Consider the following 22,900-nt stretch of genomic DNA (forward strand, 5'->3'; position numbering starts at 1 on the left):
CAACTTTGCCCGAGCGAAGTTGCAGGCGCGTGCCTGGCGATCAGCTGTTGAACAAGCCTTCGATGCGTTGGCGAAAGATATCTGCGGTCCTGCTGCTGCCGAAGTCGCGCGTGTCGAAGCGCCGGCCATCGCGGCCGATCACGGTGACGCCCCAGGTGCTGCCGCCCTCCATTGATGGACATTCGCGGGTTTCGAAACGTTCGATCTGGTGGGCGGAGACGTCCTGCCTCGCCTGCCTGAACGGACGCATCTGGACGATCTCGATTCGACCGGGAGCGACGGTCCAGTGGACTGCCGGCCCTGTCAGGCTGCCCCAGAGCACCGGCATGCCGACGGACCAGGCGCCGACAATGAGGAACAGGAAGAACCGAATCGTGGCATGGGTGGCCAGACGCGTGGGTAAAGCCCCAAGTCGCGATGACGACGACGAAGGTGCCGATGGCGACAAGGCCGGCGCGCTGGGCAGGGTGGGCGGAAGTATAGTGCCGCCGCAACCCGTCACCGTCGATCTCGTCCATGCCGCAACTCTCCGCGCGTGAATCGCTACCAGCCGGGCATGAACGGATTGATACCGTCATGCGGGATGAAAAGCCCCTCGATCTGCGTTAGTCTGTCGATGGGCGCATTTTAGGAGGTAGCGATGCAGACCCGATTTGCGAAAGTGCTTGCAGGCGTTGTGGTGTCGCTGCCGTTGCTGGCAGCGCCGGTATTCTCGGCCGATAGCGGCGGAAGCAGCAGCGGCGACGAGGTGAAATGCGACAATGGCCTAGTCTACAACAAGAAGACCAAGAAATGCGAACCGCCCAAGGCCGGCATGATCGACGACGACAGCCTCTATTCGGCCGGTCGCGCGCTTGCCATGGACGGCAAGTATGACGATGCGATCAAGGTTCTGACGCTGGCCCAGGACAAGACCGACCCGCGCATCCTCAATTATCTCGGCTATTCCCACCGCAAGGCCGGCCGCGTGCTCGTCGGCCTCGGTTACTACCAGGAGGCGCTGCGCAACAACCCCGACTACACGCTGGTGCGTGAATACATGGGCGAGGCGCATCTGATGCTCGGCGATGTCGCGGCTGCCCGTGTGCAGCTGTCGGAGATCGAAAAGCGCTGCGGCAAGGGTTGCCGCGAATACGGCATGCTGGAAGAACACATCGACGCCTATCTGCGCGCCGGCTGAGCCTGCCAATATCGAGCAAGGGCCGGGCGCGTTGCCCGGCCCTTGTCATGTTCAGACTGGGAGCGGGGATGCGGGGGTGTTCGCTCACGCCATCGTTTGATCGGCGAACTCGAAAACCGCCCCCATGATCACTATCTAAGGCCCGTCACCAAAAAAGGAGAAGCGGCATGAAGACCGAGCAGGCAATTCTGGCTGGCGGGTGTTTCTGGGGAATGCAGGATTTGATCCGGCGCCTTCCCGGGGTCGTCTCGACCCGGGTGGGCTATTCCGGCGGCGACGTGAAGAACGCGACGTACCGCAATCACGGCAGCCACGCCGAGGCGATCGAGATCGATTTCGATACATCGAAGACCGATTTCCGCAACATTCTGGAGTTCTTTTTCCAGATCCACGATCCGACGACCAAGGATCGCCAGGGCAATGACCGCGGCACGAGCTATCGATCGGCGATCTTTTACACTTCCGACGAGCAGCGGCAGGTGGCCGAGGAGACGATCAAGGACGTCGATGCCTCGGGCCTCTGGCCAGGCAGGGTGGTAACCGAACTGGCCCCCGCCGGCGATTTCTGGGAGGCGGAGCCGGAGCATCAGGATTATCTCGAGCGTTTCCCGAACGGCTATACCTGCCACTTCGTTCGCCCGGGCTGGAAACTTCCGCGCCGAAACGCTGCCTGATGCAGGTTCGCCGGCACTGATCACGAAGGGACCGGGCAGCGCCCGGTCCCATTTTTCGTTGGACTAGTCGCCTCGCGACAACCTGACGATCATGCCGTCGCCTTCGTCGGTCAGCAGCCAGATCGAGCCATCCGGGGCGACATTGACGTCGCGGATGCGGCCGAAGGCGCCGTCAAGGATGCGTTCCTCGTCGAGGATGTTGCCCTTGGCGTCGCGGTCGAGACGGCTGAGAAGTTCGAACTTCAGCGAGCCGACCAGGAGGTCTCCCTTCCATTCCGGGAACATCTCGCCCTGATAGCTGGCGAGGCCGGAAGGGGCGATCGACGGATCCCAGTAATAGAGCGGCTGCTCATAGCCCTTGGCCGACGTGCCGACGCCGATCTTCTCGCCGGAATAGTCGCGGCCATAGGTGATGACGGGCCAGCCGTAGTTCTTGCCAGCTTGCGGGCGGTTCAGCTCGTCGCCGCCCTGCGCGCCATGCTCGACCGTGATCAGCCCACCCAGTACGGGATCGAAAGTCGCGCCCTGGAGGTTGCGGTGGCCCTTCGACCAGATTTCGGCCGCCATGGCCTTGCCGTCGGGCGCGGGATTGTCGGCGGGGATGGAGCCGTCGGCGTTGATGCGGATGACCGCGCCGGCGTGGTCCTGCATGTCCTGAGCGCGGTCGCCCTGGCCGCGGTCGCCGGTGGTGACGAACAGCGTGCCGTCATCGTTGACGACGATGCGCGAGCCGAAATGGTGGCTGGTGCCGGTCTTGCGGTTCATCGAGAAGATGACCTTGACGTCGTCGAGCCGCGCCTCAGCACCGTCGCGGATCAGCTTGGCACGGGCAAGCGCAGTGCCCGTGCCGCCGCGCCCGGGTTCGGAAAAGCTGAAGAAGATCGTACCGGACGTCGCGAAATCACGGGCGACCGCGATGTCGAGCAGGCCACCTTGGCCGCGCGCGGCAACCTTGGGTACGCCCGACACCGGTTCCGACAGTCCGCCCTCTGACAGAATGCGGATGTTGCCCGAGCGCTCGGTGACGATCGCTTCGTTGCCGGGCAGGAAATCGAGGCCCCAGGGATGGTCGAGCCCACCGGCGATGACGTCGGCGCGCAGAGTGACGGCTTCGGTGTTGAAGCTCTGGGTTTGGGCAAGGGCAGGTGAGGCTGCCCAGGCGAGCATGAATGCGAGTAGCGGTGTGTTGGTGCTCATCTGTCCGACATAGGTGCAATCGCTGGCGCGGCAACCATGACAGAGCATCAAAGCCTTGGCGGTTCAATCACAAGCGGGTGAATGGCAATGGCGTCAGGTTCTCAGTGCCAACAGGTCTGTGGTGGCAAACGAATTTTTTGACGTGAATTCTGCGACAGGATTGCTATATTCAGCGGAGATAGAGGTGAGACGGTTCCGTTAGCCGAGGCTGCCGGACCGTTTTCTTTTTTTGTGCCTCGCGGCAGCATAAGGCCGCGCGGCAAAGGCCAGGAGAGGTCGATTATGAACAAGGTTCCGATGACTGCGGGTGGTTTCGCTGCGCTGAAGGAAGAGTTGCGCTGGCGCCAGCAGGAAGAGCGCCCGCGCATCATCGAAGCCATTGCCGAGGCACGTTCGCACGGCGACCTCTCGGAAAATGCCGAGTATCATTCCGCCAAGGAAGCCCAGAGCCTCAATGAGGGCCGGATCAACGAACTCGAGGACCTGATCGCGCGGGCCGAGGTGATCGACGTCAGCAAGCTCAATGGCGACAAGATCAAGTTCGGTGCCACCGTCGTGCTGCTCGACGAGGATACCGAAGAGGAAAAGACCTACCAGATCGTCGGCGACCAGGAGGCCGACGTGAAGTCGGGCCGCATCTCGATCTCCTCGCCAATCGCGCGCGCGTTGATCGGCAAGGAAGTGGGCGACGCCATCGAGGTCAACGCACCGGGTGGTGCACGCGGCTATGAGATCGTCCAGGTCCAGTTCATCTGAGGCAACAGGCGGCATTGGCTCTGGCGATGCCGGATCAGACACGATGAACAAAGCAGACAACCGCGCCGAAACTGCCGGCGCGGTCGACATGGCGCGCGTCGAAGTGATCGCGCCCAATCTCAAGCAGCGGCTATCCGGCGTCACCAGCACCATCGTGCAACTGGTGCCAGTGCAGGCGCGCGACCTCGGAATTGCCGTGTTCGGGCCGGGCCTGCCGGACAGCCTGCCCAAGATGCGCTGGTGGCAACTGCCGTCGCTGCTCGGGCGGCCTGCCTCCGGGCGGCCGCGAATCTGGCATGCCAGGCGCAACACCGAAATGGTGGCCGGGCTTGTCCTGCGCCACATCTTCCGGGCGCAGATCAGGCTGGTGTTCACCTCCGCGGCACAGCGCGATCACAGGCCGTTCACCAAATGGCTGATCCGCTGGATGGATGGGGTGATCGCGACCAGCCGGCTGTCAGGGCGTTTCCTCGAAGTGCCGCACAAGGTGGTGATGCACGGGGTCGACCTCGAGAAGTTTCATCCGCCGCGCACCAATGAAGACACACTCGCAGCCTCGGGTCTCCCCGGCAGATATGCCATAGGCTGCTTCGGTCGCATCAGGTATTCGAAGGGCACCGACCTGTTTGTCGATGCGATGATCGCATTGCTGCCTCGTTATCCCGAGTGGACGGCCGTCATCACCGGGCGGATCACGGCGGAGCACAAGGGTTTCGGCGACGAGCTCAGGCAACGCATCGCGGCTGCCGGGCTGTCGGAGCGCATCCTGCTGCTCGGTGAGGTCGCCGACGTTGCCGTGTGGTACCGCCGCGTGACACTCTATGTCGCGCCGTCGCGCAACGAAGGTTTCGGGCTGACGCCGCTGGAGGCAATGGCTTCGCGTACGGCTGTGGTTGCCAGCGACGCCGGCTCCTATTCCGAGATCGTGACACGCGGCGTGACGGGCGACTTCGTTGTCGCCAATGACGGCGCGGCGTTGCGCGAAGCAATCAGGCTGTATCTCGCTGATCCGGCACTTGCCGAGGCGCATGGTGCTGCCGGGCTCGAAGACGTGTCGAGGCGATTTCGGCTTGAAAACGAGGCCGCTGGCTTGCGCGAGGTCTATGATCAGGTGTGGGCGAAGGGCTGAGACGCGCCTGGCTTGCGGCAAAGCCCTGATCATCTCTGCTGATCCTAATGTAAATCTCACTTAAGTACTTTGAATTTCTCGCATTAAGGTCATTGTTATTTCCGCTTCTCCACCGGAGGCTGCAGAAGAATGATTCATGCGGAAAAACACTTGGCCGTTTGAAATAATGCTCAATTCTTAGGCGAGGCTGCACTATATTGCGCCGACATGCGCCCCCGGCTTGCTGCCCGCCCTCGCTTGCCTTATGGCAACCACGGGCCGGGGGCACGATTATGGTAGAGATCGTGCTTTGAGAATCTATTTCATCAATCTCGACCGGTCGCCAGGCCGGCTCGATTGGTTCATGGCGCAGGTCGCCGGCATGGACGTTTTGACGGTACGTGTGCCGGCCGTCGATGCCAGGCAACTGCCCGAACATGAGTTCGAGCGGTTGCGCCGCCTATCATCCGGCGTCAATTCGATGTCGCCCGCCGAGATGGCCTGCCTGCTCAGCCACCGCAAGGCATGGACACTGGTGGCCGACGGCGAGGACGACTGGGCTTTCGTCGCTGAAGACGACATCCATTTCTCGGCCGATGCCGCGAGCTTTCTGAGATCCGACCGCTGGATCCCGGCGGGCGTGGATATCGTCAGGGCTGAAACGGATCTGGCTTGGGCCGAATTGTCTCACAAGACCTGGGGTGAGCCCGCCGGGCATGAGCTGCGCAGGCTGAAATCAGCGCAATTGGGATCGGCAGGCTACTTTGTATCGAGGCGTGCTGCGCGCCGTCTGCTCGATTACACCGAGCGCTACTGCGAGCCGGCCGACGTCATTCTCTACTCGCCGGAGCGTGGCATCCTTGAAGAGCTCGTGGTGCTGCAGCTGATGCCGGCATTCTGCATTCAGGACATGTGGGCGCTGAACGCCACCGTCGGTGGCTCACTGACGAGCCAGATTGCCCAGGACCGACGCCATTTTCATCGTAGCGACCCTCGTTCTGCACGGCGGCGTGGGATGGCAAAGCTCACCCATGAATTCTGGCGAGTCGGGCGGCAACTGGCGACCCCCTTCCGCATGGCCGTGCTGGCGACTGCCAGGCAGTCGGTCTTCAAAAAGGTGTCCATCGACTTGACGGCGCAATCAGACACACAGCGTGCAGGATAAGCGTAGGAGCGGATGAGGATTTTCGTCATCAATCTGGACCGCGCACCGCAGCGCCTCGAGCGCATGGCGTCGCTGTTTGGCGAACTGCACCTCGACTTTACCAGGGTGCCGGCCGTCGACGGCCGCGATCTGGCGGACCGGAAGGCGAGTCATTCCCGGAAAGGCATGTATTACGACCTCGGCAGCGGCGAGATCGGTTGCTTTCTCAGCCACATCGAGTGCTGGCAAGCTGCCGAGAAGGAAGAAGCCGAATATAACGCGATCTTCGAGGATGACGTCCACTTCGGGGCCGGGGCGCGAGAGTTGCTTGCGGACACCGGCTGGATTCCCGTGGATGCCGACGTGGTGAAGCTCGAAACGACACTCGTGCGCACGTTGGTAGACCGGGGCAGCACCGCCCGCGCAGGCGACCGCTCGGTGCGGCGGTTGCGCGACACGCATCCGGGGACGGGTGCCTACATTGTTTCGCGCAAGGGCGCGCGCAAGCTGCTCGAACTGAGCACGGATTTCGCCGACCCGGTCGACCAGTTCATGTTCAATCCGGTCTCCGTTGCCTGGAATGCGCTGACTATCTATCAGGTCGATCCGGCGATCTGCGTACAGGAGGTGGTCGTCGACAAGAACGGCTCCGTCGATGCGCTGGCCAGCGGGCTGAAACACGAGCGGCCCGTGCAGGAAAAAGCGCGCGGCTCAGAAAAGCTGATGAAGGAGATTGCCAGGCCGCTGGGACGCCTTGCTGCTTCCATCGGGGCAACTCTCCGCGGGCAGCGATGGGGCAAGGTGCGGTTTCGTTGACCGGCACCGGCGGCTTACCGAGCAAGACGTGAGCAATCGTCCAATGAACATCTACCTGATCAATCTGGATCGCTCGCCTGAGCGCTTGGCTCGCATGGCCGCGATCTTCGGCGGTCTTGGCCTGGACTTCACGAGGATTCCGGCCGTCGATGGCGCGAAGCTCATCGCCGAGGGCAAGCTGCGTCAGCCGGAGCGGGCAGGGCTGATCTATCAGCTCGGACCAGGGGAAACCGGCTGCTTTCTCAGCCATCGGGCGTGCTGGCAGGCGATCGCGAGCGCCGAACACGATCACGCGGCGGTCTTCGAGGACGACGTCCATTTCGGATCAGGTCTCGCCGAACTGCTGAGCAGCGACGCCTGGATACCTAGCGATGCCTGCGTGGTGAAGCTTGAGACGACCAGGGTGCATACCTTGATCGAGCGCAAGCGTCTGCAGGCGCCTGCTGGGCGGTCGCTCAAAAGATTGAGGGCGGCTCACACCGGCACCAGCGGCTACATCATCTCCAGGGCCGCAGCACGCAAGCTTTTTGACTTGAGCAAGGACTTCGCCGACCCGGTCGACCAGTTCATGTTCAATCCGGCCTGCGCCGGTTGGGCTCATCTGACGACCTACCAACTGGCACCCGCCATTTGTATCCAGGATATGTTCTATGAAGCCGGTGGTGCGGCCGAGCGGATCGCCAGTACCCTCGACAACGAACGACCCGAACTGAGAAACGCAAAGAAGAAGTTGAGCAAGCCGCTGCGCGAGCTGATCAGGCCGTTGCAGAAGGCATGGTGGTTCGTGGATTCGCGGATGCGCGGCCTGCAGCGGCTGCGGGTGCCGTTCGGCTAGGGTCGGCGCCGAAGTTCCCTCAGATGGCCACCAGGCCGTCGTCCTTGACCTGGCGGATGGTCAGCGCAGTGCGAACGGTGTCGACATTGGGCGAGGATGTCAGTTCCTCAATGACGAAGCCCTGGAAGGTGCCGAGGTCGGGCGCCAGGCAATGCAGCATGAAGTCGGATTCGCCTGAAACCATCCAGGCGCTGCGGACGATCGGCCAGCCGCGGGTGCGGTCGGCGAAGGCCTTGAGGTCGACTTCCGACTGGCGGTTGAGGCCGACGAGGCAGAAGGCCACGACGTCCATGCCGAGGGCGGGGGCGTTGAGCAAGGCGCGGTAGCGCTGGATGATACCTTCGTCCTCCAGCCGCTTGACGCGGCGCAGGCAGGGCGGCGCCGAAATGCCGACGCGGCGCGATAATTCGACGTTGGTCATGCGGCCGTCGTCCTGAAGCTCGCGCAGGATCTTCCAATCGATAGCGTCGAGATCGGCCTTGATGGGCATGTGCGCTCCGGGACTCGCGCAAGAATCTTGCGCATTCTCGTAATTAAACTACTCGCTTCGGTTGGGGAACCCGAGCCGGGGCCAAATGCAAATCACGCTGGGTCCGGCAAGGTGTCGCCGGCGCGGCAGTCAAGCTTTCGGGGGAGTAACATCTTGCCGCCTTGCGCGCGGTATGGGTGAACACCTAGATTAGGGACGATCCGCAGCCCGTTTTGACGGGTGCTGCTATTTCCATAGACCACGAAGGCCCTTCGATGACCGCCAAACATGCGCCAGTTCTCATCATCGGTTCGGGTCCCGCCGGATACACGGCGGCGATCTACGCGGCGCGCGCCATGCTGAAACCGGTGCTCGTCGCCGGCATGCAGCAGGGCGGCCAGCTGATGATCACCACCGACGTCGAAAACTATCCCGGCTTTGCTGAGCCTATCCAGGGGCCCTGGCTGATGGAGCAGATGCGGGCGCAGGCCGAGCATGTCGGCACCGAGATGATCCACGACATCATCACCGAGGTCGATCTCGACGTCAGGCCATTCCGCGCCAAGGGCGATTCCGGCACCGTCTACACCGCCGACGCGCTGATCATTGCCACCGGTGCCCAGGCCAAGTGGCTGGGCCTGCCCTCCGAGCAGGTGTTCCAGGGTTTCGGCGTTTCGGCTTGCGCCACCTGCGACGGCTTCTTCTACCGTGGCAAGGACGTGGTGGTTGTCGGCGGCGGCAATTCTGCCGTCGAGGAGGCGCTCTACCTTTCCAACCTGGCCAAGACGGTGACTGTCGTGCACCGGCGCGACCATTTCCGCGCCGAACGCATCCTGCAGGATCGGCTGTTCGCCAAGGACAACATCAAGGTGATCTGGGATCACGCCGTCGAGGAGATCGTCGGAGTGCCTGCGCAGAAGCCGCTGCCGCCATCGGTCGACGGCGTCAGGCTCAGGAACGTTCACACCGGTGAAATCACCGAGATGGCGACACATGGCGTGTTCGTGGCAATCGGCCATGCGCCAGCAGTCGAGCTGTTCGTCGGCAAGCTCAAGCAGAAGCCGAACGGCTATCTCTGGACCGAGCCGAATTCGACGCGGACAAATGTTGCGGGCGTGTTCGCCGCCGGCGACGTAACCGACGACATCTATCGCCAGGCGGTGACGGCGGCAGGTCTTGGCTGCATGGCAGCGCTTGAAGCCGAGAAGTATCTGGCGGGAGTTGAAGTGCATCGCGAAGCGGCCGAATAGGCCGACCAAACGCCTTATAAAACGAGGGGAACAATGGCGTTGGATTGGGATAAGTTGCGCGTGTTTCACGCCGCGGCGGAGGCTGGCTCTTTTACGCATGCGGCGGAGACGCTGAGGCTGTCGCAGTCGGCGATCTCGCGCCAGGTGAGCGCGCTCGAACACGACATCGGCGTGCCGCTGTTTCACCGGCATGCGCGTGGCCTGGTGCTGACCGAGCAGGGCGAAATGCTGTTCCGCACGGCACATGACGTGCTGATGAAGCTCGAGACGATCAAGACGCGCCTGACCGAGACCAAGGACCGGCCGTCTGGCGTCCTCAAGGTGACGACGACGGTCGGCCTCGGCGCCGGCTGGCTGACCGAGCGCATCCAGGAGTTCCTCGAGCTCTATCCCGACATCCAGATCCAGCTGATCCTCGCCAACGAGGAACTGGACCTGACCATGCGCCAGGCCGACTGTGCGATCCGCCTGCGCCAGCCACAGCAGCCCGACCTTATCCAGCGCCGGCTGTTCACCGTGCATTTCCACCTCTATGCCTCACCGGCCTATGTCAACAAATACGGCAAGCCGTCCTCGATCGCCGACCTCAAGAACCACCGTATCGTCACCTTCGGCGTGCCGGTGCCGACGCATCTGAGCGAGCTCAACTGGCTGGAAACCGTTGGCGACTTCGAAGGCGGCCAGCGCGTGCCGACGCTGCAGATCAACGACATCCTGTCGATCAAGAAGGCCGTGCAGACCGGCGCCGGCATCGCCATGCTGCCCGACTACGTCATCGGTAAGGACGCCGGGCTGGTTCAGCTGCTGCCCGAAACCGAAGTGCCCTCCTTCGACACATATTTCGCCTATCCCGATGCCATGCGCGAGCAGGCCAAGCTGCACGTCTTCCGCGACTTCGTCATCGCCAAGGCCAGGAGCTGGGCCTACTAGGCTCGCACTCCGATCACGCCTGCAGCGAAATGCCCTCGCTTCGGCGAGGGCAGGCCTCCCATGCGTGGGACACAGGCGCGCCCCGACAATCGATTTCCGTTCCAAGCGAGAATGCGGCTGCGTCGATCGGCCCATTCCCGGCAACATCCCTGACACCTGCGCGCGGACCGGGCTGGCTGCACCGCTCGACAACCCGAGCGGTCGAAGGTATTCACGCAATTATGCAGGCAAGTACCTGCATGACTTGACATGCAGGTAGTTACCTGCATAATTGCAGCGGTAAGTGAGTGAGGACGATGGACGCCGACGACGTATTCAAGGCCTTGGGCGACCCGACCCGCAGGAAGCTGCTCGACCTTCTCTTCGAGAAGAATGGACAGACGCTTGGTGAGTTGTGCGCAAACCTCGATATGGCCCGGCAATCGGCCACCCAGCATCTCGGGATACTGGAGGCGGCCAACCTGGTCACATCGGTCCGGCGCGGCCGCGAGAAGCTGCATTTCATCAACCCCGTTCCGATCCACGAGGTCTACGAGCGGTGGGTGCGCAAGTTCGAGGTCCAGCGGCTCAGCCTGCTGCACGACCTGAAGAAAGAACTCGAAGGAGAATGACAATGACCAGCCAGGAAAAGACGACCTTCGTCTACGTGACCTACATCGTCTCGACACCGGATAAGGTGTTTGAGGCAATCACCAAACCTGATGTCGCAAGGCGCTATTGGGGCCACGAAAATGTTTCCGACTGGATTCCGGGTTCGAAGTGGGAACATGTCCAGGCCAATGGCGAGCGGGCCGTCAAAGTTGTCGGCAAGGTCGTAGAGACCGTACCGCCGAGCCGCCTCGTGGTCACCTGGGCAGACCCGTCCGAGACTGCAAATCCTGCAAGCTACAGCCGGGTGACGTTCGACATCGATGAATACGACAACATGGTTCGGCTGACAGTTACCCATGACGAACTCGAAGCCGGCAGCGGCATGGCGAAAGGCATCAGCAAGGGCTGGCCGATCGTTCTGTCCAGCCTGAAATCCTTCCTCGAAACGGGCCGCCCGATCGACGTTTTCGCCAAGCCAAAAACGGCCTGATCGGCTGTCCGCCACCCGGAGAACCCCCATGACGACCAATGTCTATGCCGGCGGCTGCGCCTGCGGCGCGATCCGCTATGAGACGACCTGCGAGCCGATCTTCCAAAACCACTGCCAGTGCCTGGATTGCCAGAAACGCAGCGGTACCGGGCATGGCTCGTACCTGACCTTCCCCAGGCGCGCCGAGATGGCGACCACCGGCGAAACCAGGAGCTGGCGGGTTACCAGCGACAGCGGCAAGGAAAAGGTTCATGCCTTCTGCCCCAATTGCGGCACGCCTGTCTTCGTGACATTCGCCGCCGCGCCAGAGGCGATCGCAGTCCACGCCGCCAGCCTGGACGATCCGGGCCAGTTCAAGCCGCAGGTGCTGACCTACAGTGCCCGCGGCCATGCCTGGGACAGGATAGATCCGGACCTTGTGTCCTTCGAAGGCATGCCGCACCGCTGAACGCTCAACCGTCTGCTTGCCATTGTCTCCGGCTGGCTGACCTTGCTCGTACCTAGGCTCGGCGCCAGGGCGTGAGCCGGGGCAGCCAGCCGGGAACGTTTTGCCGGTAGGTTTCGTAATCGGCGCCATGCTGCCGCAGGAGCACCGGCTCCTCGTAGAGCCGGACGAAGGTTGCCATCACAGCGCCCATGGTTGCGGCATAAGCGGCAAGCTGCCAAGTCGCGAAGATCAGCGCCTGGCCGAGGATGATCGACAGCACGGCGACATACATCGGATTGCGGACATGGCGGTAGACGCCGCCGACCACCAGCCTGTCGGTCGGCGCGATCGGGGCAGGGGTGCCGAGGCCTTCCACAGCGAAACGGCCGAAGGCATGCAGCAGCACACCGAGGCCGACTGCGGCCAAGGCTGCACCGACAATGACGAGCGGCAAGGGGGCGGGCGGCAGGCCATATTGTCCGCTCAGCAGCCAGGGCATGAGACCGGCGACGACACCCGGTGCTGCGATGAAGAAGGCGACGCTGCCGAGGATTGCGAATGGTTTTCGCAAGCTGCACTCCTCTTGACCTCTCAGGTCGAAATCCGGGCATGTTGCCTACCTGCTGGGCTTCCGCCGCAACAATGACCGTGTCGTGCCCGATTTGCCAGCATTGCCCGGGGACCGACATTTCGGGCCTGTTTTGGCGGCGGCATGGCCGTCTATTGTGCATTGCATCATGCGCAAGGTGCGATTTTCGCGGCGAAAACTGGTCCTATCGGCCTTCTAACATTGTTGGACCACAGCCTCTATGTTTTTGCATGCGTGCATTGCAAAATAGATGCTTGTTTGTTGGGCAAGGAGAGCACATATATTGATCATCTCCAGGGCGCGTTCCTCCTCCCATTAGCGCCCTCGAGTGTTCCCCTCTGGAGGTTAGCCTTAATCGGCACTTCCAAACAAACTCAGCCGGATCTTCTTGGATCCGGCTTTTTTGTTGCCTGAAACAGGCCAAATCTCCCGCGTAACAGTGACATGTAACCCCCGGTAACATTCCCCACGACCCATGACGCGCCTAGTTTTTACATGGACGCGGTGATGGTGCGTCGGGGGATGGGGGCATCACCCGAACGTACCGGGCTCAGGCAACGCGCCGCGTCCAGCAGATTGCCAACGACCCAAGACGTTGGCCACGTAGCGGCGGACCTGCCGTCCCGCCTCCCGCGGAACGGTCCGCAAAAAGCGGTGTCCGAGGATATCCTCGGACGCCGCTTTTATTTTGTCGACGGCCGGTCAAGGTCAGCGACTTTGCTGCGAATCCATGTTTCGTCAAACCGGCCGCAACGATCTCTTGGGGGACATTCATGAGCAAGACAGGTGTGGCCAAGGCAGGCGCAGACAAGGCGAATGCTGCCAAGGCCAAGGTCTACAGCGGCGGCTGCCTGTGTGGCGCGGTTCGCTTCGCGGCCGTTGGCCCGGCCGGCAAGCCGCATACGTGCTCCTGCCGCATGTGCCAGCGCCACACCGGCGCGCTGACTGCTTCGTGGGTCGAGTTTCCACGCGACGGGGTGACGTGGACCGGATCGGGTGGCGCGCCGTCGGTCTATCGCTCGTCGGACTATTCCAGCCGCGCCTTCTGCCCGGCCTGCGGCAGCTCCTTCGGCGCGATCGACGACGCGCCTGTGGTGGCACTGCTGCTCGGCGCCTTCGACAAGCCCGCTGCGATAGAGCTCATGCCGAAGAGCCATTCGTTCAAGAGCGGTCGGCCGAAATGGTGGCATGTCGAAGCGAAGGCCGGGTAGTCGCTGCGCCCCCAACCCGACGCGCGCACGCTACACGTTGCCCTACACGTTGCCTTCCCGAAAATCGGTTCCAATTTTCGGGGCTCACACCAGCGATCAAATATAGAGCTTGGCGGGGTCCTTGCCGGAATAGAGCTGGCCGACTTCGGCGGCATAGCCGTTGAACAGTTGTGTCGGCACCTGTTCGCCAGTGCCCAGCACTCGCTCCTTGGCCTGGCTCCAGCGCGGGTGCGGCACGTCGGGGTTCACATTCGCCCAGAAGCCATATTCGCTCGGCTGAATCGCCTCCCACAGGCCGACCGGCTGTTCGGCGACGAAGTCGATCTTGCGGATCGACTTGATTGACTTGAAACCATACTTCCACGGCAAGGCGAGGCGCAGCGGCGCACCGAACTGCTTGGCCAGCGGCTTGTCATAGGCGCCGGTGACCAGGAAGGGCAGGTCGAGCGCCGCCTCCTCGATGGTTACGCCCTCGACATAGGGCCAGGGGTAGACGAAGTCGTTCTGGCCCGGCGCCATGACAGGGTCGAGGAAGGTTTCGAAGCGGATGAAGTTGGCGTCTGCCTTGGGGCTCGCCATGGCGACAAGCGCCTTCAGCGGAAAGCCGCTCCACGGGATGGTCATCGACCAGGCCTCGACGCAGCGGTGGCGGTAGAGCCGAGTCTCGAGCGGGAATTTCCGGATCAGGTCGTCGATGCCGAGCGTCATCGGCTTGTCGACCAGACCGCCGATCTGGACTTCCCACGGACGCGTCTTGAGCTGCTGGGCGTTCGCCGCGATCTCCTTGTAGGTGCCGTATTCGTAGAAGTTGTTGTAGTTGGCGTTGATCTCTTCCGGCGTCAGCGCGCGATCGAGCTTGTAGGCGGCATTCGGCTTGGCCGGATAGAGATCAGCGGTCGGGTCCGCCTCCTCGGCGCGCGCGCCACGGGGCAGGGCCGCCGCTGCCAGGCCCAGCCCCATGCCGGCAAGAATGCTGCGGCGGTTGAGGAAGACGTGTTCGGGCGTAGCCAGGGCTTCCGGGATCACCCAGGACGGGCGGCGGTGAATGAATGCCATGCTTGCTCTCCAATAGGCCGGCCGCAAGGTCGCCCTTGCCGTCCGTGAAATCAACGCTGTCACGTTCACATACGCGTGGAAACGTCGTCGTGTTACAGTGCCGTCCAGAATTGGAGATCAAGAGAGCGTGAGGAGAAGGGCCGGGCGACCCGAGTGGATCGCCCGGCAGCGTGTCTCACGCAGCCTTGCCGCCCGACTGCATAGCTTCGTCGGCCAGGCGGCCGGTGAGTTCGGCCATGTGGTCGAACTCGGCGCGGTAGGTGGCAGCACCGGCGGTTGCCGAGCGCAGCTCGATGATCAGGTCACCGATCTCCGATTGCGGCATCGTCGCCTCGACGACGTCCCAGCCGGGCCAGTCGGCGCGGGCATCGTAGCCGAGGATCTGGCCTCGCCGCTGAGGCACCAGCGCGATGATGCGGGCGGTGGCATCGGACGGGGTGAATATCTCGACCTTCATGACCGGTTCCAGCAGCACCGGCGAGCAATTCGGCATGCCTTCCTTCATCGCGATCTTGGCTGCCATCTGGAACGCCATGTCTGAAGAATCGACCGAGTGATACGAACCGTCCGACAGGTTGATGGCGATGTCGACGACGGGGAAGCCGAGCGGGCCTGTCTTGAGGAAGTCGCGTGCGCCGGCTTCAACCGACTGAATGTACTGCTTGGGCACGACACCGCCTGCGATGGTGTCGGTGAACTGGAAACCGGCGCCGCGCGGCAGCGGCTTGATCTCGATGACGACATCGCCGAACTGGCCGTGGCCGCCAGACTGCTTCTTGTGGCGGCCGCGCTGCTGGACCGATTTGCGGATCGTCTCGCGATAGGGCACCGCGGGTGCGTGGCCTTCAACTGCGATCTGGTTGCGACCTTCGAGGCGCTCGCGCACGACCCTGAGATGCATCTCGCCATGGCCCGACAGCACGGTTTCGGCAGAGTCCTGATTGTGGTGCAAGGTGAGCGAGGGATCTTCCTCGGCCAGCCGCTGGATCGCCGCCGACATCTTGACCTCGTCCTTGCGTTCCTTCGGACGCAGCGCAAAGGCGTAGACCGGCTTGGGCGGCTCGAGCTTGAACAGCGGCTTGATGCCGCCCTTGGCCGTGGTCAACGTCTGGCCGGTCGCGGCATGTTCGAGCTTGCCGAGCGCAACAGTGTCGCCGGCCATGGCGGCCGCCAGTTTTGACTGGTCCTTGCCGAGCATGCGGTAGATGCCCGAGATCTTCGACGTGTCGGTGGCGTTGAGCCAGAGTTCGGTGCCGTCAGCGACCTGGCCAGACAGGATGCGCGACACCGACAGCTTGCCGGCATGCGAGGTGTGGATTGTCTTCATCACCTGCACGACAGCTGCGTTGCCATCGGTGATACCGAGCCGTTTGCGGGTCGCCTCGATGTCGGGGGCGTCGTGGCGGATTGCCTTGAGCAGGCGCAGCGCGCCATTGCCCTTTTCAGCCGAGCCGATCAGCACCGGGGTAACGGCGCCGTCGCGCAGGTCAGCGGCGAGGTCATCGAAGATTTCGTCCTTGGGCGGTTCGATCTCCTCAAGCAGATGCTCCATCAACTGGTCGTCGTGGTCGGCGAGGGTTTCCAGCATGGCGAAGCGGGCCTCGAGTTCGCGCGCCTTGTCGTCGCCGGGGATCTCGGCAATCTCGCTCTCTGCATGTTCGCGGTAGATGTAGGCGCGCTCCAGCGCGAGGTCGATCGAGCCGACGACGACGCCGTCCTTGCGCAGCGGGATCTGGCGCAAGAGCAGGGGCGTACGGCTGACCGGCTGCAACAGCTTCAGCGTGTCGCGCACGCCAGCAGCAGCCTTGTCGATCTTGTTGAGGAAGAGGATGCGCGGCACGCCGAGATCGTCGAGCTTGCGGATGATCAGCTGCAGAGCGGGAATCTTCTTCTCGTCGGGCTCGGCGACGACCACTGCGAGGTCGCAAGCGGCAAGGATTGGGTCGGCCTCGAAGGCGAACTCGACCGAGCCGGGACAGTCGACGAAGGTGATGCTCTCGCCCATGAACTGGGTGGTGGCGAAGACCGCCTCGACACTCATAGCATGCGCCTTGGCCTCGGCGGAGTGGTCGGAGACCGTGTTGCCGGAGGCGACAGTATGCTGCTTGGAAATGGCGCCCGTGCGGGCGAGAAGGGCTTCGAGAAGTGTGGTTTTACCGCTTGCGAAGGGACCGACGATGGCGATGCACTTCGGTCCCGTGCGTCTTCCTCCGGCGCGACTACCCATGAGAGCTGACCTCCACTCAGGCATTTTTCCCTGAATGCGGCGGCCGGCCTGTTCGGCCGTCGCGGGCAAATCCGTCTAAGAACTTCCTCCCCGTTGGCGACATCGTCACACGGCTTTGAAAGGAGGGCAAGAGCCTCGCAAGGCAAGGGCTGACGCGGCGGCAGGCGAAATGTCGAGTGTTCCATAAGCGGCATCAGATGTCGCGTCCTGCCGGATGGGCAGGACGTGCCGCCACTCAATATTACGCCGGGGAACCATGACGACATCAAGTCGCGCCCATCTGGAGGAACGCAGTCCAATGTCCCGTGAACTCGACAATCTCAGCCGTCTCGTTGTCGGTGGCCTGATATCGCGCCGCGACTTTCTCGGCCGCGCCGCAGCCCTTGGCGTGACGGCACTTTCGGCCAACACGCTGCTCGCCGTTGCCGCACGCGCGCAAGCGCCGGCCAAGGGCGGCGTGTTGAAGGCCGGCATGGTCGGCGGTGCCGCCACCGACAGCCTTGATCCTGCGACCTGGGCAAGCCAGGTGCCCTATACGCTGGGGCGCAGCTGGGGTGAACAGATGCTGGAAGTGTCACCTGCGGGCGAGATCGAACCGCGTCTGGCAGAGTCCTACGAAGCCTCGGACGACGCCAAGACCTGGCACTTCAAGATCCGCAAGGGTGTGACCTTCCACAATGGCAAGGACCTGACGCCGGCCGACGTGATGGCGACGCTCGAACGCCATGCCGACGCCAATTCGAAATCGGCAGCACTGGCCTTCGTCAGCCAGCTCGAAAGCATGAAGGTCGATGGCGACTATGTCGTCATCCAGCTCAAGGAGGCCAATGCCGACCTGCCATACGTCGTCAGCGACTACCACCTGATGATCCAGCCGAACGGCGGCAAGGACAATCCGACCGAAGGCATCGGCACGGGCCCGTACAAGGTGGTGGTCAACGAACCGGGCGTGCGCCATGTCGGCGAGTTGAGCAAGAACTACTGGGGCACCGACAAGCGCGGTCACGCCGACCAGATCGAGATCGTGGTGATCAACGATGCCACCGCCCGCACCTCGGCGCTGCAGGGCGGTCAGGTCGACCTGATCAATCGCGTCGAACCGAAGATCGTCGACCTGATCAAGCGCGTGCCGGGCGTCGAAATCCGCAACGTGCCGGGCAAGGGCCATTATGTCTTCATCGCCCATTGCAACACAGCACCCTTCGACAACAACGATCTCAGGCTGGCTTTAAAATATGCCGTTGACCGCGAGGAGATGGTCAAGAAGGTGCTGAGCGGCTACGGCTCGATCGGCAACGACATGCCGGTGACCAAGGCCTATGCGATGTTTTCAGACGACATCGAGCAGCGCGCGTATGACCCCGACAAGGCGGCTTTCCACTACAAGAAATCTGGCCACAGCGGACCGGTGCTGCTGCGCACCTCCGACGTCGCGTTCCCGGGCGCGGTCGATGCCGCCCAACTCTACCAGCAGAGCGCTGCCAAGGCGGGCATTACGCTCGAGGTCAAACGCGAGCCGGGCGACGGCTACTGGTCTGAGGTGTGGAACAAGCAGCCGTTCTCGATGTCCTACTGGACCGGGCGGCCGACGCAGGACCAGGTTTATTCCATCGCCTATCTGTCCAAGGCCGAATGGAACGACACCCGCTTCTTCCGCGACGATTTCGACAAGCTGATCCTGTCGGCGCGCGGCGAGCTCGACCAGGGCAAACGCAAGGAGCTCTACCGCCAGGCGGCGGTGATCCTGCGCGACGAAGGCGGCGTGATCGTGCCGATGTTCAACAACTATATCGACGCGACCGGCACCAAGGTCGGTGGCTGGGTCGACGATCCCAATGGCGAACTGATGGGCGGCCATGCGCTGACCAAGTGCTGGGTCAACGCATAGGCAAGCCGCTCTTTGCCTGCTCCGGTGGTGCCGGAGCAGGCGTCGTTGAGATCGGACAGCCTGCTGTTCTGGTCCACATGGTGCCGCTGCTCGCCGGTCTCTGCTCGGCGCCGCGGCTGCGGTGGTCGGCACGTTGTTCGGACCCGCCCAGGTGCTCAGCCGCTTCATCAACATGGTGGCCGGCATCAGCCTCGCGCCGCTGACGCTGGCAATCATATCGGCGGCACTGATGACTTCAGGTGTGGGCGTGTTGCTGGCCACCGCCCCGTCGATTGCGGGTGCGATGTCGTTCGCCGTCATCTTCGGCATGGGCGACGGCCTGTTCAGCATCGTCACCGGTGCGCTGCCGTTGGCACTGTTCGGCAGCGACGGCTACGGCCGGCTGGAGGGCCGTGCCATGTCGGCCCGGCTGATCGTCCCGGCGGTCGCGCCGTTTGCGCTGGCATTTGCCATGGCCACAATCTGCATTTCCTGGGCGCTATCCTTCACGGTACTGCTTGGCGTGACGGCACTGGCGATCTTTGCCGCCATTGGCCGGCTGGCCGCGCGCTCATCCTCGTAGGGGTCTCGCGGGCATCGGCAAATCCGCCGCAGATTTCAGGCGGCGTGCCAGGCCTGCAACTGGGCAAGCGAAGCGGTCGCCCCGCCGCAGGCGATCATCAGCACGCGCTCGTAACGGGCAAGCGCTGCGGAATGGGCGTAGGCGAGGGCAAGTGTTGCACCGCAGGCCGGCTCGACCAGCACGCGGTGATCGTCGAGGAAGCGCAGGCAGGCCTCGACGGCGCTTTGGTCGCTGACCACCACGCTGTCGACGGGCCTGTTCTGGGTCACTTCGAAGGCGTGCTCGCTGACCATGCGGGCGCCGAGCGAGGTGGCGATGCTGGTGATGGCCGGTAACTGCACCCGCGCTCCTGCGGACATCGAGGCAGCCAGTGAGGCAGCCCCCTCTGTTTCAACGGCGATGACGGGGATATGGGCGAGGCCGTTGCGCACAAGGCCCTCGACGACGCCCGACATGAGTCCGCCACCGCCGACCGAGAGGACGACCGCATCGAAGGACTGCCCTTCCGCGACGACCTCGTCGATCATCGTCGCATGGCCGGTCCAGAGCAGCGGGTCGTCGAAGGGGTGGATCAAGGCAGTATCGGCGTCCAGTGCCGACATGGCGCGCTCATTCGCCTCCTGCCACGAAGCGCCATGGACGATGACCTCGGCGCCTTCCTGGCGGATCAGCGCCTTGGCCTTGTCGGTGGCCGTTTCGGGAACGAACACCGAGACCGGGATCGACAGCCGGCGGCCGGCATAGGCAACGGCAATGCCGGCGTTGCCGCCGGAGGACGAGACAAAGCGGCGCTTGCCAGCCTTGGCATGATGCTCGCAGGCAGCACCGATGCCGCGTATCTTGAACGAGCCCGGTGGCTGCAGCGCATCCATCTTCAGCCAGATCGAGCGCCCGGCTGCCATGCTCAGTGGGCGGGATTCGAGCAGCGGCGTGTTGATGTGCAGGGCCATGTGGATCCGACCTGTGGAAGAGATGTCAGGTGCTTATGCGACAATTCCAAAGCCGGCGCCAGCAGGGCAGGAGGGTGTACCGCACCGCGTAGCGCACCGCTCATGAGGCGATGCCGGGCATGGCGGCCGGCATGGGGAAAGCGCGCAGAAACCTGTCGATGGCGATCCTGTCGCCGGCGATCTTCGCGTCTCCAGCCGTCACTGCCGCCTCGATGGTCATATTGCCGAACAGGATACTATCGAGCACGGCCGACGTGCCGGAGAATATGGCCTGCGCGGTCTTTGAGGCGTTGTCTCCGGTATGGATTTCGAAGCCATCCGGCGTGCCGACGACGGTCGCGGTGCCATCGGGCATGTCGAGGCGCACGCAGAATCCGTCATCTTTGCTCGGCGCATACATCGCCCGCATGGCCAGAAGCAGACCGGCCCGACTGATCGGCAGGCCTTGTTCCAGAAACGGTGAGCGCGCCGCCCATTTGCCCAGCGTCACGATGGTGTCCTCAAGATCGCTGCCCCATTCGGTCAGCTCATAGATCCACGAGGCGGCCGGCGGCGGCAGCTTGCGCCGGCGTACGATGCCTGTCTCCTCCAGCGTTTCCAGGCGCTGCGTCAGCACGTTGGGGCTGATGGTGCGCAAGTCGGTGCGCAGGTCGGTGAAGCGTTTCGGTCCGAAGAGCAGCTCGCGCACGACAAGCAGCGCCCAGCGCTCGCCGATCAGGTCCAGGGCATGGGCTGTCGCGCAGCCGTCGTCGTAGCTGCGGCTCTTGATGGTTCTCATTAAAAACTCTATGGTTGCTTTTTAGGACTAAGAAGTTCACTTATGTTCACATTGTCACGCCGACAAGTGACGATCAAGCGCGCCAGGGAGGCGATGATGGACAAGCTGGGTGATTTGCCGCGGGCAGGGCGGCGCGAATGGCTTGCGATGGCGATCCTCGCCCTGCCTTGCCTGCTGTATTCGATGGACCTGACGGTGTTGAACCTCGCCGTGCCCGAACTCGCCGCCGACCTCGATCCAAGCCCGGCCCAGCTGTTGTGGATGGTGGACATTTACGGCTTCATCCTGGCAGCGGCGCTGATCCCCATGGGTGTCTTCGGCGACCGCATCGGCCGCCGGCGGCTGCTCCTGTGGGGCGCCTTCGCGTTCGGCGCCGCGTCGCTGATCGCTGCTTTTTCCAGTTCCGCGCCGATGATGATCGCAGCGCGGGCGCTGATGGGGCTTGCGGCGGCGGCGCTTGCGCCTTCGACGCTGTCGATGGTCAGCAACCTGTTTCCGCATCCCGAAGACCGTAGCAAGGCGATCGGTGTCTGGATCGCCAGCTTCTCCGCCGGCGGCGCCATCGGCCCGTTGATCGGCGGCCTGTTGCTCGAATATTTCTGGTGGGGTTCGGTGTTTCTGATCAACCTGCCTGTCATGGCGCTCTTGCTGGTCTGCGGTCCGAGGTTGCTGCCGGAAGCGCGCGACATCTCCGCGCCTCGCCCCGATATGGCGAGCGCATTCGGCCTGCTCGTGGCGGTGCTTGGCCTCGTCTATGCGATCAAGAAGGTGGCGACGGACGGCTGGAGCGGCGAGGCCGGCATTGCGCTGACGCTGAGCATCGTTGCCGCTGTACTGTTTTGCCGTCGGCAGCAGCGGCTGGCAGTTCCGTTCCTCGATCTCAAGATGTTTGCCTCGCCGCGCTTCTCGGCAGCGCTGACGATCAACATTTTGGGCTTCTTCGTCGCCTTCGGCATGTTTCTTCTGGTGGCGCTGTACTTGCAGTTCGGGATCGGCCTGACACAGTTGCAGGCAGGCCTTGCTGCGGCGCCGTCGGGCATTGCCTTCATTGTCGGCGCGCTTGCCGCGCCGGCGATTGCGCCGCGCCTCGGCACGGCCGGACTCATGGCCGTGGGCTTCCTCGTTGCCGCCGGCGGCTTCGCGCTGGCTGGTGCCGCCGCCTCAAGCGGCGACCTCGCGCTGATGATCGGCGCCTACTGCATGTTCTCACTCGGGCTCGCCCCTGTTTTCACCATGACGACCGATGTCATCGTGGGCTCCGTGCCGTCGTCGCATGCCGGTGCTGCCGCCGGCTTGTCCGAGGCGAGCACGGAGCTCGGCGGCGCCTTTGGCATTGCCGTGCTCGGCAGCCTGCTGACGCTCGTCTATCGGCTGGCGCTCGTCGACTACCCACTGCTCGCTGATATGCCAATGAGCGCGGCGCTGGGGCCGGACAGTTCGGGCGCGCAATTGGAGGCGGCGCGCCATGCTTTGGGCCAAGCGATCGAGATGGCGGCCTATCTGTGCAGCGCCATCGCCATCTGCGGCGCTGCGCTGACCTTGATCATCCGCAACCGCGACGGCCTGCAGACCGAAATGCAAGGCACCTGAGACGTGGGTGCGGGGTATCGTACGCAGCACATGAGAAGCCGGCAGGCTCGCGCCTGCCGGCTTTTGCTCCGTATGTCGGCGGTGCCTCATTCACCATAAATGAAATTGCCGGCAATGGCGGCAGTTGGTTCAAGTGTTCCTGCGTTGCCCTGATGTGTCGACTGTGAAATCGTATGGACGCC

General features: G+C 63.2%; 24 protein-coding genes. 16 read left to right on the forward strand and 8 right to left on the reverse strand.

Translation table 11 applies throughout. From position 1 onward, the window contains the following. Positions 1–40: 40 nt before the first annotated feature. Positions 41–328 (reverse strand): hypothetical protein, encoded by a 288-nt coding sequence (locus DY201_RS10875; RefSeq protein WP_115731210.1) that lies wholly within the window; start codon positions 326–328, stop codon positions 41–43. A 312-nt stretch (positions 329–640) separates the two neighbouring features. On the opposite strand from DY201_RS10875, the gene DY201_RS10885 reads away from it, so the two are divergent. Next, the gene (locus DY201_RS10885) at positions 641–1,180 is read left to right on the forward strand and encodes a tetratricopeptide repeat protein (protein WP_115731212.1); all 540 of its coding nucleotides are present in this window, start codon (positions 641–643) and stop codon (positions 1,178–1,180) included. 167 nt (positions 1,181–1,347) lie between these two features. Beyond that, complete coding sequence (msrA, locus tag DY201_RS10890; RefSeq protein WP_115731213.1) at positions 1,348–1,854, forward strand: peptide-methionine (S)-S-oxide reductase MsrA; 507 nt, start codon at positions 1,348–1,350, stop codon at positions 1,852–1,854. Between the two features lie 63 nt (positions 1,855–1,917). Here the strand turns inward: msrA and DY201_RS10895 are convergent, their stop codons facing one another. Then, positions 1,918–3,051 carry a PQQ-dependent sugar dehydrogenase gene (locus tag DY201_RS10895; protein WP_115733722.1) on the reverse strand — a complete coding sequence of 378 codons (1,134 nt, stop codon included), beginning with the start codon at positions 3,049–3,051 and terminating at the stop codon, positions 1,918–1,920. 282 nt (positions 3,052–3,333) lie between these two features. Here DY201_RS10895 and greA point away from each other — a divergent pair, with 282 nt between their 5' ends. The 5 genes from greA to DY201_RS10920 all read left to right on the forward strand — a co-directional run bounded on the left by greA (position 3,334) and on the right by DY201_RS10920 (position 7,710). Continuing rightward, positions 3,334–3,807 (forward strand): transcription elongation factor GreA, encoded by a 474-nt coding sequence (gene greA, locus DY201_RS10900; protein WP_115731214.1) that lies wholly within the window; start codon positions 3,334–3,336, stop codon positions 3,805–3,807. A gap of 43 nt (positions 3,808–3,850) precedes the next feature. After that, positions 3,851–4,936, forward strand: coding sequence for a glycosyltransferase family 4 protein (locus DY201_RS10905; protein WP_245431961.1), 1,086 nt, complete (start codon positions 3,851–3,853; stop codon positions 4,934–4,936). Positions 4,937–5,180: 244 nt separating this feature from the next. Beyond that, entirely contained in the window at positions 5,181–6,080 is a 900-nt protein-coding gene (locus DY201_RS10910; RefSeq protein WP_115731215.1) for a glycosyltransferase family 25 protein, read from the forward strand. 12 nt (positions 6,081–6,092) lie between these two features. Further along, the gene (locus DY201_RS10915) at positions 6,093–6,875 is read left to right on the forward strand and encodes a glycosyltransferase family 25 protein (RefSeq protein ID WP_115731216.1); all 783 of its coding nucleotides are present in this window, start codon (positions 6,093–6,095) and stop codon (positions 6,873–6,875) included. 43 nt (positions 6,876–6,918) lie between these two features. After that, positions 6,919–7,710: a glycosyltransferase family 25 protein gene (locus DY201_RS10920; protein ID WP_115731217.1), complete on the forward strand. Its 792-nt coding sequence runs from the start codon at positions 6,919–6,921 to the stop codon at positions 7,708–7,710. A gap of 19 nt (positions 7,711–7,729) precedes the next feature. Here DY201_RS10920 and DY201_RS10925 read toward each other — a convergent pair whose 3' ends face one another. Further along, positions 7,730–8,200 carry an Lrp/AsnC family transcriptional regulator gene (locus DY201_RS10925; protein ID WP_115731218.1) on the reverse strand — a complete coding sequence of 157 codons (471 nt, stop codon included), beginning with the start codon at positions 8,198–8,200 and terminating at the stop codon, positions 7,730–7,732. Positions 8,201–8,454: 254 nt separating this feature from the next. On the opposite strand from DY201_RS10925, the gene trxB reads away from it, so the two are divergent. The 5 genes from trxB (at position 8,455) to DY201_RS10950 (ending at position 11,888) form a co-directional block, all read left to right on the forward strand. Then, the gene (gene trxB / locus DY201_RS10930; protein WP_115731219.1) at positions 8,455–9,429 is read left to right on the forward strand and encodes a thioredoxin-disulfide reductase; all 975 of its coding nucleotides are present in this window, start codon (positions 8,455–8,457) and stop codon (positions 9,427–9,429) included. Between the two features lie 33 nt (positions 9,430–9,462). Continuing rightward, complete coding sequence (locus DY201_RS10935) at positions 9,463–10,359, forward strand: LysR family transcriptional regulator (protein WP_115731220.1); 897 nt, start codon at positions 9,463–9,465, stop codon at positions 10,357–10,359. Positions 10,360–10,655: 296 nt separating this feature from the next. Next, positions 10,656–10,970 carry an ArsR/SmtB family transcription factor gene (locus DY201_RS10940; RefSeq protein ID WP_115731221.1) on the forward strand — a complete coding sequence of 105 codons (315 nt, stop codon included), beginning with the start codon at positions 10,656–10,658 and terminating at the stop codon, positions 10,968–10,970. A gap of 2 nt (positions 10,971–10,972) precedes the next feature. Further along, positions 10,973–11,440, forward strand: a complete 468-nt coding sequence (locus DY201_RS10945; protein WP_115731222.1) for an SRPBCC family protein — start codon at positions 10,973–10,975, stop codon at positions 11,438–11,440. A 28-nt stretch (positions 11,441–11,468) separates the two neighbouring features. Continuing rightward, entirely contained in the window at positions 11,469–11,888 is a 420-nt protein-coding gene (locus DY201_RS10950) for a GFA family protein (RefSeq protein ID WP_115731223.1), read from the forward strand. Between the two features lie 52 nt (positions 11,889–11,940). On the opposite strand, the gene DY201_RS10955 is transcribed toward DY201_RS10950, so the two are convergent. Then, positions 11,941–12,438, reverse strand: coding sequence for a methyltransferase family protein (locus DY201_RS10955; RefSeq protein ID WP_115731224.1), 498 nt, complete (start codon positions 12,436–12,438; stop codon positions 11,941–11,943). A 791-nt stretch (positions 12,439–13,229) separates the two neighbouring features. Between DY201_RS10955 and DY201_RS10960 the strand changes: the two genes are divergently transcribed. After that, positions 13,230–13,667: a GFA family protein gene (locus DY201_RS10960; RefSeq protein WP_115731225.1), complete on the forward strand. Its 438-nt coding sequence runs from the start codon at positions 13,230–13,232 to the stop codon at positions 13,665–13,667. Between the two features lie 96 nt (positions 13,668–13,763). Here the strand turns inward: DY201_RS10960 and msrP are convergent, their stop codons facing one another. Further along, positions 13,764–14,723 (reverse strand): protein-methionine-sulfoxide reductase catalytic subunit MsrP, encoded by a 960-nt coding sequence (gene msrP, locus DY201_RS10965; protein ID WP_115731226.1) that lies wholly within the window; start codon positions 14,721–14,723, stop codon positions 13,764–13,766. A 175-nt stretch (positions 14,724–14,898) separates the two neighbouring features. Next, positions 14,899–16,950 carry an elongation factor G gene (locus DY201_RS10970; protein WP_115731227.1) on the reverse strand — a complete coding sequence of 684 codons (2,052 nt, stop codon included), beginning with the start codon at positions 16,948–16,950 and terminating at the stop codon, positions 14,899–14,901. A gap of 298 nt (positions 16,951–17,248) precedes the next feature. Here DY201_RS10970 and DY201_RS10975 point away from each other — a divergent pair, with 298 nt between their 5' ends. Both DY201_RS10975 and DY201_RS10980 read left to right on the forward strand, forming a co-directional pair. Beyond that, positions 17,249–18,838: an ABC transporter substrate-binding protein gene (locus tag DY201_RS10975; protein WP_165915838.1), complete on the forward strand. Its 1,590-nt coding sequence runs from the start codon at positions 17,249–17,251 to the stop codon at positions 18,836–18,838. A gap of 133 nt (positions 18,839–18,971) precedes the next feature. Continuing rightward, complete coding sequence (locus DY201_RS10980; RefSeq protein ID WP_174969003.1) at positions 18,972–19,400, forward strand: MFS transporter; 429 nt, start codon at positions 18,972–18,974, stop codon at positions 19,398–19,400. Positions 19,401–19,435: 35 nt separating this feature from the next. Here DY201_RS10980 and DY201_RS10985 read toward each other — a convergent pair whose 3' ends face one another. Then, positions 19,436–20,350, reverse strand: a complete 915-nt coding sequence (locus DY201_RS10985) for a pyridoxal-phosphate dependent enzyme (protein ID WP_115731228.1) — start codon at positions 20,348–20,350, stop codon at positions 19,436–19,438. A 100-nt stretch (positions 20,351–20,450) separates the two neighbouring features. Next, on the reverse strand, positions 20,451–21,128 hold the full coding sequence (locus DY201_RS10990; RefSeq protein WP_115731229.1) for a winged helix-turn-helix transcriptional regulator: 678 nt from the start codon (positions 21,126–21,128) through the stop codon (positions 20,451–20,453). A gap of 42 nt (positions 21,129–21,170) precedes the next feature. Between DY201_RS10990 and DY201_RS10995 the strand changes: the two genes are divergently transcribed. After that, positions 21,171–22,718, forward strand: a complete 1,548-nt coding sequence (locus tag DY201_RS10995) for an MFS transporter (protein WP_245431963.1) — start codon at positions 21,171–21,173, stop codon at positions 22,716–22,718. Positions 22,719–22,900 lie beyond the last annotated feature (182 nt).

The organism is Aminobacter aminovorans (assembly GCF_900445235.1).
Classification (GTDB): Bacteria; Pseudomonadota; Alphaproteobacteria; order Rhizobiales; family Rhizobiaceae; genus Aminobacter; species Aminobacter aminovorans.

Excerpts from the sequence above, each read along its gene's own strand:
- DY201_RS10935 (WP_115731220.1), top strand. The coding sequence starts at position 9,463 with ATGGCGTTGGATTGGGATAAGTTGCGCGTGTTTCACGCCGCGGCGGAG.
- DY201_RS10885 (WP_115731212.1), top strand. The coding sequence starts at position 641 with ATGCAGACCCGATTTGCGAAAGTGCTTGCAGGCGTTGTGGTGTCGCTG.
- DY201_RS10985 (WP_115731228.1), bottom strand. The coding sequence starts at position 20,350 with ATGGCCCTGCACATCAACACGCCGCTGCTCGAATCCCGCCCACTGAGC.
- DY201_RS10945 (WP_115731222.1), top strand. The coding sequence starts at position 10,973 with ATGACCAGCCAGGAAAAGACGACCTTCGTCTACGTGACCTACATCGTC.
- DY201_RS10960 (WP_115731225.1), top strand. The coding sequence starts at position 13,230 with ATGAGCAAGACAGGTGTGGCCAAGGCAGGCGCAGACAAGGCGAATGCT.
- DY201_RS10970 (WP_115731227.1), bottom strand. The coding sequence starts at position 16,950 with ATGGGTAGTCGCGCCGGAGGAAGACGCACGGGACCGAAGTGCATCGCC.
- DY201_RS10990 (WP_115731229.1), bottom strand. The coding sequence starts at position 21,128 with ATGAGAACCATCAAGAGCCGCAGCTACGACGACGGCTGCGCGACAGCC.
- DY201_RS10875 (WP_115731210.1), bottom strand. The coding sequence starts at position 328 with ATGCCGGTGCTCTGGGGCAGCCTGACAGGGCCGGCAGTCCACTGGACC.
- msrP (WP_115731226.1), bottom strand. The coding sequence starts at position 14,723 with ATGGCATTCATTCACCGCCGCCCGTCCTGGGTGATCCCGGAAGCCCTG.
- DY201_RS10940 (WP_115731221.1), top strand. The coding sequence starts at position 10,656 with ATGGACGCCGACGACGTATTCAAGGCCTTGGGCGACCCGACCCGCAGG.
- DY201_RS10925 (WP_115731218.1), bottom strand. The coding sequence starts at position 8,200 with ATGCCCATCAAGGCCGATCTCGACGCTATCGATTGGAAGATCCTGCGC.
- DY201_RS10950 (WP_115731223.1), top strand. The coding sequence starts at position 11,469 with ATGACGACCAATGTCTATGCCGGCGGCTGCGCCTGCGGCGCGATCCGC.
- DY201_RS10905 (WP_245431961.1), top strand. The coding sequence starts at position 3,851 with ATGAACAAAGCAGACAACCGCGCCGAAACTGCCGGCGCGGTCGACATG.
- greA (WP_115731214.1), top strand. The coding sequence starts at position 3,334 with ATGAACAAGGTTCCGATGACTGCGGGTGGTTTCGCTGCGCTGAAGGAA.
- DY201_RS10915 (WP_115731216.1), top strand. The coding sequence starts at position 6,093 with ATGAGGATTTTCGTCATCAATCTGGACCGCGCACCGCAGCGCCTCGAG.
- DY201_RS10910 (WP_115731215.1), top strand. The coding sequence starts at position 5,181 with ATGGCAACCACGGGCCGGGGGCACGATTATGGTAGAGATCGTGCTTTG.
- trxB (WP_115731219.1), top strand. The coding sequence starts at position 8,455 with ATGACCGCCAAACATGCGCCAGTTCTCATCATCGGTTCGGGTCCCGCC.
- DY201_RS10975 (WP_165915838.1), top strand. The coding sequence starts at position 17,249 with ATGTCCCGTGAACTCGACAATCTCAGCCGTCTCGTTGTCGGTGGCCTG.
- msrA (WP_115731213.1), top strand. The coding sequence starts at position 1,348 with ATGAAGACCGAGCAGGCAATTCTGGCTGGCGGGTGTTTCTGGGGAATG.
- DY201_RS10920 (WP_115731217.1), top strand. The coding sequence starts at position 6,919 with ATGAACATCTACCTGATCAATCTGGATCGCTCGCCTGAGCGCTTGGCT.
- DY201_RS10895 (WP_115733722.1), bottom strand. The coding sequence starts at position 3,051 with ATGAGCACCAACACACCGCTACTCGCATTCATGCTCGCCTGGGCAGCC.
- DY201_RS10995 (WP_245431963.1), top strand. The coding sequence starts at position 21,171 with ATGTTCACATTGTCACGCCGACAAGTGACGATCAAGCGCGCCAGGGAG.